We start from the raw sequence: 12,026 nt of genomic DNA, 5'->3' as shown, positions 1-12,026 counted from the left end.
GCTGATAAGATGAAATTGAATGTACTTTTATTGTGTCTGGGAACGATGCTGGTAAATGAAGAAGAAAAGAAAAGTCCGGTGGATTACGTGAATCCTTTTATCGGGACGAAAAGCATGGGACATACTTTCCCGGGGGCTTGCGTTCCGTATGGTGCGGTACAGTTAAGTCCCGATACGGAGAACGTGCCGCATAATATTGATGGTGTTTACCGGAAAGATACTTATCGATATTGTGCCGGATACCAGTATGATGATCCGACGATTGTCGGGTTCAGTCACACGCATTTGAGCGGGACGGGACATTCGGATTTAGGTGATGTGCTTTTGATGCCGACAGTCGGGGAATTGAAATTAATTCCCGGTACGGCGGAACAGCCGGAAGAGGGGTATCGTTCCCGGTTTTCGCACGATCAGGAAAAAGCCTTACCCGGCTATTACGAGGTGATGTTGCAGGATTATGACGTGAAAGTGCAGTTGACAGCGACGGAACGGGTGGGGATTCACAAATATACTTATCCGTCAGGAGTGGAAGAAGGTCATGTGATAGTGGATTTGTTGCACGGAATATATAATTATGATGGGAAGGTATTGTGGGCGAATCTCCGGGTGGAAAATGATACCTTATTGACAGGATACCGGATCACGAGGGGATGGGCTCGGACGAATTACACCTATTTCGCGATAACGTTCTCCAAACCGATACGGAATTACGGGCACGAGAATTTCGAGGAGGTGGACTATAAAGGTTTTTGGCGTCGGTTTGATGAGAAACACAATTTCCCGGAAATGGGTGGTAGGGGCATTGTGGCATATTTTGATTTCGACTTACACGATAGCCCGGAACTGGAGGTTAAGGTGGCTCTTTCGTGCGTGAGCACGGAAGGTGCGTTGAAAAACTTACAGGCGGAAGCGGCAGGTGTTGACTTTGAAACGTTGGCGGCACGTGCCGGAGAGAAATGGAACCAGGAGCTTTCGGTGATTGAGGCTCGAGGAAGTCATGACGAGTTGTGTATGTTATATACCTCGTTGTACCACACGATGATAAATCCGTCTGTTTACATGGACGCGGATGGACAGTACCGGGGTGTGGATCACATGATTCATCAGGCGGAAGGTTTTACCAATTATACCGTTTTTTCTTTGTGGGATACCTATCGGGCTTTGCACCCGTTGTTTAATGTGATCAACCGGGAGCGGAACCGGGATATGGTGATGTCCATGTTGGAGCATTACCGGCAGAGTGTACACAAGGCTTTGCCCGTGTGGTCGCATATGGGTAACGAGAACTGGTGTATGATCGCTTATCACGGGGTTGCCGTCGTGGCGGATGCCGTGGCGAAAGGTATCGAGCTGGATACGGCGTTGGTATTGGAGGCGATGAAGAACAGTTCGAATATTCCGTATTACCAACATACCCGTGAATACGTGGAAAAGGGGTACGTGCCCGTGGATAAAGACGGGAATGGTGCTTCCATCACGCTGGAGAATGCGTATGACGATTGGGCGATATATCGGACGGCGAAGGCGGCGGGGAACGAGAATATGGCTCACGAATACGAAAGCCGGGCGATGAATTACCGTAATCTGTTTGACGAACGTTTGGGATTTGCACGTCCCCGCTTATCCGACGGGAGCTGGAAAGAGCCGTTCGATCCGTTGGGTACGCATGGTGAAGGATTTATCGAGGGTAATTCGTGGAATTACTCGTTGCACGTGCCGCACGATGTAAACGGGTTGATTCGTTTGATGGGAGGGGAAAAGCGTTTTGCTGAATGGTTGGATAGCTTGTTCACGATGCATCTTCCGGAAAAATATTATGCCGATACGGAGGACATCACGGAAGAGGGGTTAATGGGGAATTACGTGCACGGGAATGAACCCAGCCATCACGTGTTGTATTTGTACGCTTGGACTTCTCAACCTTGGAAGACGCAGTTCCGGGTGCGGGAAGTGATGAACCGTATGTACAGGAATAAAATCGACGGGTTATGCGGTAACGACGATTGCGGTCAGATGTCTGCTTGGTATATCTTCTCGGCTTTAGGATTTTATCCTGTCTGTCCCGGGACGGATCAATACGTGTTGGGTGCACCTTACCTGCCCTACATGAAAATACGTTTGGAGAATGGCAACACGTTTGAGGTGCGTGCGCCGAAAGTGGATGACAAAAACCGATACGTGAAAGCTGTCCGGTTGAACGGGAAACCATATGATAAGGCTTATATAACCCAACGGGATATCATGGCGGGAGGGGTGTTGGAGTTTGAGATGAGTAATCGTCCCAACCGAAATAGGATTTACACGGAAGATAATAAACCTTATTCCTTGACACGATGAATATAAAGATAATCATATGTTGGTGTATCTTGGGAATGGCAAGTTCCTGCGGATGCAAAAAGAATAGCCCGAAAGCGGGAGAAGTTGTGGATTGGTCTGCCTATGACGTGGGACAAGTGGAGTTCCGGAATTTGTCGCCGGAAACGGAAGGGGCTGAATTATACGCCCGCATCGTTCCCCATCCCGAACAATTTATACAGGAATGCGCCCGACAAGTATTGAATACACTCTATTTTTCACTAGCGGATAGTATTCCGGGAGTGAGATGGATTACTTATATATTAAAGTCTTATGACGGAATATCGGCGAAAAGCGGTAATCCGCCCTCGATCACGATTACTTACAGCACGGATTGGGTGGAGAAAAGTTACAAGGGAAACATGGATGCGTTGGTGCGGGAAAACCGGGGAGTACTCTGGCATGAATTGACACACGGGTTTCAATTGGAACCGCAAGGGATAGGAACTTACGAGACAAACAAGACTTTTTGGGCTTTCATCGAGGGGATGGCGGATGCCGTGCGTTACGTGAATGGTGGTTTCACTTTGGACGATCGCCCTAAGGGAGGACATTACATGGACGGGTATCGTACAACAGGTTTCTTTTTGGCTTGGTTGACGCAGACGAAAGATTCGGATTTTTTGCGTAAATTTAACCGCAGTACTTTGCACGTCATTCCTTGGTCTTTTCAAGGTGCGATTCAATATGCTCTCGGGGAGGGATATGACATAGACCGGCTTTGGGAAGAATACATGATCGCGATGGGAGATAAGTAGAGACGTACAAGAAACTGGAGAGGTGTAATATAATACGTTGTGTTTATGAGATATTATGTTTGTGTTTTAGTTTGTTTGTGGCTCGGCGTGGGTATTCCTGCGCGAGCTCAAACTGTTTTTGAGCCCGTGGAGTACGTGAATCCGCTTATGGGTACACAGTCCACGTTCGAGTTGTCGGCAGGGAACACTTACCCGGCGATTGCTCGTCCGTGGGGAATGAATTTCTGGATGCCCCAGACGGGGAAAATGGGCGACGGTTGGGCTTATGTCTACACGGCAAACAAGATACGGGGATTCAAACAGACGCATCAGCCGAGTCCATGGATTAATGATTACGGTCAATTCTCGCTGATGCCCGTGGTCGGGAAACCGGAGTTCGAGCAGGAGCGGCGTGCCAGTTGGTTCTCGCATAAGGGGGAAGTGGCGAAACCTTATTATTACAAGGTTTATCTTGCCGAGCACGATGTGGTGACGGAGTTCACGACGACAGAACGGGCGGCTCTTTTCCGCTTTACTTTTCCGGAGAACGAACATTCGTATATTGTTGTCGATGCTTTTGACCGGGGTTCATTTGTCTGTATCGAGGGAGATAACAAGATCGTGGGATACACTACTCGGAATAGTGGCGGTGTGCCGGAGAATTTCAAGAATTACTTCGTGATAGAATTTGATAAACCATTCGAGTATAAACACACGTTTGTCGACGGGAAACTGAGTGACGATTCTGTACAGCAATCCCATCACGTGGGAAGCGTGATTGGCTTCCGGACAAAAAAAGGGGAGAAGGTTCACGCCCGCGTGGCATCTTCATTTATAAGCCCGGAACAGGCTGAAATAAACTTGAAAGAGTTGGGAAATGACGATTTCGAAACCTTGGTCGGGCGGAGTAAAGCGGCATGGAATAAAGTGTTAGGAGCTATTCAGGTAGAAGGTGGTTCGTTGGACCAATACCGGGTGTTTTATTCTTGCCTCTACCGTTCAGTACTTTTTCCCCGTAAGTTTTATGAAATAGATGCGGAGGGAAACACGGTGCATTACAGTCCATATAATGGAGAGGTGTTGCCGGGATATTTATACACGGATACGGGATTCTGGGATACATTCCGTTGTCTGTTTCCCTTGTTAAATCTGGTTTATCCTTCCCGGAACAAGGAAATACAGGAGGGATTAATTAATACTTACAAGGAAAGCGGCTTTTTCCCGGAATGGGCAAGCCCGGGACACCGGGGATGTATGGTCGGGAATAATTCGGCTTCTGTGCTCGTGGATGCTTATTTGAAAGGCGTGCGGGTGGCTGACGTGAAAACACTGTACGAGGGGCTGATACACGGCACGGAACACGTGCACCCGAAAGCCTCTTCTACGGGACGTTTGGGACACGAGTATTATAATACATTGGGATACGTGCCTTACGACGTGGGGATAAACGAGAGTGCCGCGCGTACATTGGAATATGCTTATGATGATTGGTGTATTTGTCAATTAGCAAAGAAGTTAGAGCGTCCGGCAGAGGAAGTGGAACGATTTGCCCGACGGGCGATGAATTATAAACATTTATTCGACCCCGCAACTAAGTTAATGCGGGGAAAGAATCAAGATGGCACTTTTATGACGCCCTTCTCTCCCCTGAAATGGGGTGACGCTTTCACGGAGGGGAATAGTTGGCATTACACGTGGTCGGTATTCCACGACCCTCAAGGGTTGATTGATTTAATGGGAGGAAAAGAGTCTTTCGTGCAGATGCTGGACTCTGTTTTTGCCGTGCCGCCCCTGTTTGACGAGAGTTATTACGGGGGAGTAATTCATGAAATCCGGGAAATGACCGTCATGAACATGGGGAATTACGCTCATGGGAATCAACCTATACAGCACATGATATACTTGTATAATTATGCCGGACAACCTTGGAAAGCGCAGTACTGGCTGCGGGAAGTGATGAACCGGATGTACACGCCCGGACCGGACGGTTATTGCGGGGACGAGGATAACGGGCAGACATCGGCATGGTACGTGTTCTCGGCGCTTGGTTTTTATCCCGTCTGTCCGGGTTCGGAGCAATACGTGCTGGGTACACCGCTTTTCCCGAAAGCAACGATTCATTTCGAGAACGGGAAAAAGATGGAGATTGTTGCCCCGGGGACAGACGATACGCATCGCTATATCGACGGGATGAAATTAAATAAACGAGTTTACACGAAGAATTACGTCACACATAAAGACTTGCATGGTGGCGGACGGATAGAGTTCCGTATGAGTGAACGCCCGAATAAGTCGAGAGGAACCGGTGATACGGATTTCCCTTACTCTTTTTCTTTGGAAAAATAGGCAGGGCAAACGCGTCAAAACGCTTTTTGCCTTTTTAGTCAAAAGTTTATAAAGTCTATAAAGTTTATAAGGTTTATGGCCCCTAACGGGCGCTTTGTCCACGGCAGCATAGCTGCCGGTAAACCTTGTCCGAAGGACGCCCGTTACTTTATGAACTTTATAAACTTTATGAGCTGAAAGCTCAACTTTATGAACTGGGCGGGGCAAAAAGCGTTTTGATGCGTTTGCCCCGGAAAATAGAGAATATTGCTTTCTCGAAAGGAGTTTCTATATTTGTATGAATTATAAAACGATTTTATGGAGAAAGCAAATTTGACTCTTTACACGGTAATCGGTGATTTCGACCGGGTGGCACAATCTATGGAAAAGCGGTTCCGTGAGGTAACTAAAATGTTCACGCCCGACAATAATCGCTGGATGTTCGTGTTGCAGGACGATTCGGTGATTCGTTGTTCAATGATGCAGACCAAGGACGAGGCGGAGCGGGTGGCAGAACACACGAACGGGATGGCGAATTTTTTTGCGCAGGCGGAAACCGAATTGACCGCTATCAAGGAAGAAGTACTTCGTCAGGTCAATTGTTTCAATTGTGTCGTGGGTATAGAGTTCGAGGTTGATGATAATCGGGAGCGGACGAATTATATCGTGAATACTATTTTTGATGTTGCGGCAGATATAAACGGTTTCGTGCTTTACCCAAGCATGAGCCTGTATGACAGTAAGGGTAAACTGCTTTTTTCGGCACGAGGTGAGAGCGAGTACGAGACTTTTCGTCCGGTGGCAAACTCCGATTTGTTGGAAGTCGGACGTTCGGCACCCACGGATGTGGATCAATATCGTAGAGAGCGTTCTATTGTCCGTTTGGAAGAGGAAGGTGTACCTTATATAGAGCATTTGCCTTGCGAGGTATTGGACAGTGAAGCAGTTATTCGTACTCCGGAAGAAATAGCCCGTAGGGCGACAGCGTTGTTTGCCGTGGCATTGTATTCGGAGGTAATGTTGTCCGAGAATCCCGATCGAGAGGAAGGATTGAGTTTCGTGCAGAAAATAGATGAAAGTTATCATATTATGGACGAACTGACTCCCTTGGAGAAAACTTATCTTCAAAATCCTTCACCGGAACAGCATGACTGTATTCAATTCCTGTGGCGGTACGAGTGTTGTGCCGTGCTATTGTGGGCATTAGGGAGCGCGGAGTTGTCCTATCCCTTGGAGATTTGTGATGTCCCGTTTATAGCCCGGTTTTTCTTTGATAACCAAGAGAAAGGGACTATTTTAGGGTTAGGCGAAACACGGGGTAAAGAGGAGATTCTGGATGAGGCTGACTTGACATTGCGTTATGATTGGGCATGCGTGGATGCCCGTGTCAATGGGAAAGAAATGCCTGCTTCATTGGATGGGGGAATAGTGATGGAACGTCATTACGCGTTCAACTGGTTGATAGGAGCGAATGGGGGTGCAGATTGGGATGATATTCGACCGACAACTTGACAAACTTCTAGCATATTTTGTTGTCCTGTCGTTTTGTAGACGTTTGGAAACGGTTCAAGAACGGTTGAACAACGGTTCATGAACGACAGTACTTCTGGAAAAGGCTTGGAATGGTTCCCTTGCCATTCGCATTTTGGGTGTTTAAGGTGTTGGACGCTTATTTTCTTTTTTCAGTCAAGTATTTCCAAAAGCGGGCGGGGAGATTCTGACGGTGTAGTTTCGGATTGAGGCGCTCTTTGATAGCGATCGTTTTAAAGTAGGTTTGCCAAAGTTGCTGAAAGAGCTTTTCGTTTTGGTCCATGATGCTCTCGTCGAGGAACCCGGTGAGAAGATGTCCCTCTTTCTGTTCGAAATGTACTTCCGTGACCGTGGTTAGATCATAGTAGTAACCGTACTCTCGTTTTAGATCATAGAGTAACCATTGCTGGTCGGCAAAACGGTCTTGCAAGTAAGGGATAACCAACGAGAGAACATTATACAAGGGTTTCAAGGCGGCGAAGTACGTGCCGTCCGCGGCTTTTTGGAAACGCAGGAACTGGATAACCCGGAGGCGTTCGTTTTTCACTTGCTTGAATACTTTGGACAGTTCCAATACATCCGGATCGCCGAAGTTAAGTTCAATGGAGCGCGGTGCGTCTATCGCCTTGCGTATATAGCGGAATAACAAAAGATCAATCCCCGGCAGTTCCGATAACCAGCACGTTGTGAGTTGAGAAAGGGCTGGGGCTGACAATTTCTTTTGCAGTCCTTTCCATACCCGTTCACTCCTTTCCGTGTCCGTCGTTACCGTGAAACTTTTGTCATAAAATAGCGGTAGCGTTTCACCTTCCCCGAGCAAGACATCCGGATACTTTTTGTAACTATACGCGTCAAAAACCGTGGTCAGCAACCCTTCAAATGTCTTATCGTAGATGAAAATAACCATGTGTCAATTTTAGATTTAGTGATTTTTGATTTAAGATTCCAGCCACATAAGCTAACGCTTCTTCCTTTTCCATCTGCCAAGTTTTTTAATCGTAAATCGTAAACCATAAATCATAAATTAATAAGATTTCAATTGACAAAGTCGAATGGAATAATCAGTTGCCCGTCGTCGATTTTCCGGGTTGCCCTTTGGGTTAGGATACGTCTAACATTCTCCGGTTTTAATTCATTGACGGTTTTGGTTGGCAATTCGTGGCAGGTGATGAAATATTGTGCTTTTTTCAACACGACGCCTATCTGCTTGAGTTGAGCCATCCCTAAACGGGAATAACGGCGTGCCGTGACAATCATTTTAGCAGACTTCATGCCAAGCCCCGGGACCCGGAGCAGCATCTCGTAGTCTGCCCGGTTGACGTCCACGGGAAAGGCTTCGGGATGACGTAACGCCCATGCCAGTTTGGGATCAATCTCCAAGTCAAGATCGGGATAGGAATCATCCACGATTTCTTCCACCTTGAAATGGTAGAAACGAAGCAGCCAATCGGCCTGATACAATCGGTTTTCCCGAACAAGGGGCGGCTGTTTCAGGGCCGGTAACCGATGATCGTACGCGTTGACGGGCACGAATCCCGAATAATAAACCCGTTTCATGCTGGGGCGCTTGTACAGGGCGGAAGTAAGCCCGAGTATATCTTTATCCTTGTCGGGTGTGGCGCCGATGATCATTTGCGTGCTCTGTCCTGCCGGAACAAAACGGGGTGCATGTCGGTACTTCTTTCTGTCCTCTGCACTTTGCAACATCCCTTGCTGAATAAAGCGCATGGGAGTGAATACGCTCTGGAAGTCTTTTTCCGGGGCGAGAAGTTGCAGGCTCTGCTCGTTCGGAATCTCGATATTCACGCTCATCCGGTCGGCGTATAACCCCGCCTCGTTCACCAGTTCCTGACTGGCACCGGGGATACTTTTCATGTGGATGTACCCGTTGAATTTGTACACTTGCCGGAGGTCTTTCACCACCCGAACCAATCGTTCCATGGTATAGTCCGGGTTACGAACGACTCCGGAACTGAGAAATAGTCCCTCGATATAATTCCGTCGATAAAACTCTATCGTCAAGTTGACCAACTCCGTCACGGAAAAAGTAGCCCGCGGCAGATCATTACTCCTGCGGTTTATACAGTAAGCACAATCGTATATGCAGTTATTCGTGAGCATGATTTTGAGCAACGAAATACAGCGTCCGTCTTCCGCGAAACTATGGCATATACCCCATCCCTCGGCACTTCCGATTTGTCCTTTTTTGTGAGAACGGGAAGTTCCGCTGGATGCACATGATACATCGTACTTCGCTGATTCAGCGAGGATTTTGAGCTTGTTGAGTACACTTTCATCCATGTCGAACGGGGTTTAGTCTTCCTCACAAAGATAGAATAAAAAATACTTGTCCGGATGGATGAAAGGGATTTTATCTTTTAGTTTTTCTATGCCAAAGTAATCGTTTTGTCCAGATACACATCTTGAATGGCGTTCAATAATTCTACGCCCTCTTTCATCGGTTTCTGGAAAGCCTTTCTACCGCTGATAAGTCCCATGCCGCCGGCTCGCTTGTTAATGACGGCTGTTATCACGGCTTCTTTCAGATCGGATGCACCTTTGGATTCTCCGCCGGAATTGATTAAACCGACCCGTCCCATGTAGCTGTTCGCTACCTGATAACGGCACAAGTCTATCGGGTGGGAAGACGTGAGGCGGGAATATACGCGTTCGTCCGTTTTCCCGAATTTTAAAGCGGTAAAGCCACCGTTGACCGTGGGGAGTTTCTGTTTCACGATGTCGGCTTGTATCGTGGCTCCTAAATGATTGGCTTGTCCGGTAAGGTCTGCCGCGGAGTGATAATCCGTGCCGTCTTTCTTGAAGTGTTCGTTTCGCAGGTAACACCAGAGGATGGTGGTCATGCCTAATTCATGGGCGTGAGCGAAGGCTTCCGAGATTTCCAGTATCTGACGCCTGCTTTCCGGGGAACCGAAGTATATCGTGGCACCCACGGCGGCGGCACCCATGTTCCAAGCTTCTTCTACCGTGCCGTACAAGGTTTGGTCATATTGGTTCGGGTAAGTCAGAAGTTCGTTGTGGTTGATTTTCACGATAAAAGGTATCTTGTGAGCGTATTTGCGGGCTACCGAGCCGAGTACGCCGTATGTTGAAGCAACCGCGTTGCAGCCACCTTCAATGGCGAGTCTTATGATATTCTCGGGATCGAAGTAGAGCGGGTTCGGGGCAAATGATGCACCTGCCGAATGTTCGATGCCTTGATCCACGGGTAGAATGGACACGTATCCCGTGTTTGCCAGACGTCCGTGTCCCAGAATGGATTGCAGACTGTTTAACGTGCGGGTATTTCTGTCGGAAGGTACCCATATATCGTCGATCGTGGTTGGCGACGGGGCGTGAATCAATGACTTGTCAATTGTCCTGCAAGAGTGATTTAGAAGAAATTCACTTTGATCTCCAAGGATTTCAGTTATTTTGTTTGTGTTCATACGGTAAAATTTTTACGTTACTCCCTATGAAACGTAAAAGTGGGAGAATATGTTGTCTGAATGAGAAAAAAAGTTTATTTTTACATTCATTAATTAACATTGATAATCATGGTGAAATCAATCTATATACTGGGGGTGTTATTGTGCACGTGTATTTTACCGGCGGGGGCGCAGAAGGGGAAGTTTTACGAGAAACAGGTATGTTTCCCGGGGCAGGCAACCTTGGAAGAGAAAGTGGATATGGCGTCACGGCTGATTCCCTCGAAAAAGCAATTGGCGTGGCAACAATTGGAGATGACCGCTTTTATCCATTTCGGGATGAATACCTTCACGGGACAGGAGTGGGGGGACGGTAAAGAGTTCCCCGCGATGTTCAATCCCGTGGCTCTGGATGCGGACCAATGGGTGCGGGTATTGAAAGCGGGTGGTTTCAAACTGGTGATCATTACCGCGAAACATCATGACGGTTTTTGCTTGTGGCCCACGAAGACAACCCGACATTCGGTGGCTTCTTCCCCGTGGAAAAACGGAAAAGGGGACGTGGTCAAAGAGGTGAAGAAAGCCTGTGAGCGGAACGGGATGAAATTCGGAGTGTACGTTTCCTCGTGGGACCGGAATGCTTCCTGCTATGGCGATTCCGTGAAATACAACGAGTTCTTTATACAACAATTGACCGAGTTGTTGTCCGACTATGGCAAGGTGGACGAAGTATGGCTCGACGGGGCGAACGGCGAGGGACTGAACGGGAAGAGACAAGCATATAACTGGGAAGCGATCATGAAGATAATCAATAAATTGCAACCCAATGCTGTCACGGCAATTTGCGGTGACGATGTCCGTTGGGTAGGGAACGAAAGAGGTCGGGGGAGAGAGACGGAGTGGAGCGCCTCGGCATTGGTACCGGAGGTGTTCCCGAATGCCTGCGTGAGAAACGAGCGGTTGCATTTGGATTCCTATGCCCGTGATCTGGGGAGCAGGCATGTACTTGCCCGTGCTACTGAGCTTTTCTGGTATCCGTCCGAGGTTGATGTGTCTATCCGTCCCGGTTGGTTCTATCATGATTATGAAGATAATAAAGTAAAGTCTTTGAAGGAATTGGTGGACATTTATTTCCATTCCGTGGGATGTAATTCTTCTTTGTTATTGAATGTACCGCCGGATAAACGGGGTGTGATTCACGAGAATGATGCGGCTCGCCTGAAAGAGTTCGGTGAATATATAGAAAAGACATTCTCGAAAGATTATACCTCTCGTTGGGCTCGTCCGTGGACAGCAAAACCGGGTGAGCAGAAAGAATATGCCTTAAATAAAGGTGCCGTGGTCAACACTGTTATGTTGCAGGAAGATATCAGCAAAGGGCAGCGGGTAGAAGCCTTCACAGTGGAAGTCCGCGTAAACGGGGAATGGAAACCCGTCGCGGAGGGCACCACGATCGGGTACAAGCGTCTTTTGCGCTTCCCGGATACGGAAACAGACGGCATCCGTGTAATAATCCGTGAATGTCGCGGTGTGGCAAATATATCGCGGGTAGGGGCGTTCTTGGCGCCGAAAATAAATTAGTTTATAAGGTCGTTGACCCCGCGGGTGCTTTGTTCACGGTAGCAAAGCTGCTGATAAATTTTTCCGGGGAATT

General features: G+C 47.9%; 7 protein-coding genes and 1 pseudogene. 5 read left to right on the top strand and 3 right to left on the bottom strand.

Features of this window, described 5'->3' with window-relative positions:
- Positions 1-9: 9 nt before the first annotated feature.
- The 4 genes from CS948_RS19500 (at position 10) to CS948_RS19485 (ending at position 6,929) form a co-directional block, all read left to right on the top strand.
- Positions 10-2,337 (top strand): GH92 family glycosyl hydrolase, encoded by a 2,328-nt coding sequence (locus tag CS948_RS19500; RefSeq protein ID WP_099293836.1) that lies wholly within the window; start codon positions 10-12, stop codon positions 2,335-2,337.
- Positions 2,334-3,113, top strand: a complete 780-nt coding sequence (locus CS948_RS19495; protein WP_099293834.1) for a basic secretory protein-like protein — start codon at positions 2,334-2,336, stop codon at positions 3,111-3,113. Before CS948_RS19500 ends, CS948_RS19495 begins: the two co-directional genes overlap by 4 nt.
- Before the next feature lie 45 nt (positions 3,114-3,158).
- Positions 3,159-5,438 carry a GH92 family glycosyl hydrolase gene (locus CS948_RS19490; RefSeq protein WP_099293832.1) on the top strand — a complete coding sequence of 760 codons (2,280 nt, stop codon included), beginning with the start codon at positions 3,159-3,161 and terminating at the stop codon, positions 5,436-5,438.
- A 297-nt stretch (positions 5,439-5,735) separates the two neighbouring features.
- Entirely contained in the window at positions 5,736-6,929 is a 1,194-nt protein-coding gene (locus CS948_RS19485) for a DUF4272 domain-containing protein (RefSeq protein ID WP_099293830.1), read from the top strand.
- A gap of 157 nt (positions 6,930-7,086) precedes the next feature.
- On the opposite strand, the gene CS948_RS19480 is transcribed toward CS948_RS19485, so the two are convergent.
- From CS948_RS19480 to CS948_RS19470, 3 genes are all read right to left on the bottom strand, one after another.
- Entirely contained in the window at positions 7,087-7,854 is a 768-nt protein-coding gene (locus CS948_RS19480) for a TIGR03915 family putative DNA repair protein (RefSeq protein ID WP_099293829.1), read from the bottom strand.
- A gap of 128 nt (positions 7,855-7,982) precedes the next feature.
- A complete protein-coding gene (locus CS948_RS19475) occupies positions 7,983-9,248 on the bottom strand; it encodes a putative DNA modification/repair radical SAM protein (protein WP_099293828.1) in 1,266 nt (421 codons plus the stop codon).
- 86 nt (positions 9,249-9,334) lie between these two features.
- A complete protein-coding gene (locus CS948_RS19470) occupies positions 9,335-10,393 on the bottom strand; it encodes a class I fructose-bisphosphate aldolase (protein WP_099293827.1) in 1,059 nt (352 codons plus the stop codon).
- A gap of 108 nt (positions 10,394-10,501) precedes the next feature.
- On the opposite strand from CS948_RS19470, the pseudogene CS948_RS19465 reads away from it, so the two are divergent.
- Positions 10,502-11,938: pseudogene (locus tag CS948_RS19465) on the top strand (alpha-L-fucosidase); the annotation flags it as partial.
- Positions 11,939-12,026: the final 88 nt, after the last annotated feature.

Source organism: Butyricimonas sp. Marseille-P3923 (assembly GCF_900184685.1).
Taxonomy (GTDB): domain Bacteria; phylum Bacteroidota; class Bacteroidia; order Bacteroidales; family Marinifilaceae; genus Butyricimonas; species Butyricimonas muris.
The sequence above is the reverse complement of the archived record's forward strand: the minus strand, read 5'-3'. Positions and strand labels throughout refer to the sequence as shown.

Coding starts and splice junctions, on each gene's coding strand:
- CS948_RS19495 (WP_099293834.1), top strand. CDS start 2,334: ATGAATATAAAGATAATCATATGTTGGTGTATCTTGGGAATGGCAAGT.
- CS948_RS19485 (WP_099293830.1), top strand. CDS start 5,736: ATGGAGAAAGCAAATTTGACTCTTTACACGGTAATCGGTGATTTCGAC.
- CS948_RS19500 (WP_099293836.1), top strand. CDS start 10: ATGAAATTGAATGTACTTTTATTGTGTCTGGGAACGATGCTGGTAAAT.
- CS948_RS19480 (WP_099293829.1), bottom strand. CDS start 7,854: ATGGTTATTTTCATCTACGATAAGACATTTGAAGGGTTGCTGACCACG.
- CS948_RS19475 (WP_099293828.1), bottom strand. CDS start 9,248: ATGGATGAAAGTGTACTCAACAAGCTCAAAATCCTCGCTGAATCAGCG.
- CS948_RS19470 (WP_099293827.1), bottom strand. CDS start 10,393: ATGAACACAAACAAAATAACTGAAATCCTTGGAGATCAAAGTGAATTT.
- CS948_RS19490 (WP_099293832.1), top strand. CDS start 3,159: ATGAGATATTATGTTTGTGTTTTAGTTTGTTTGTGGCTCGGCGTGGGT.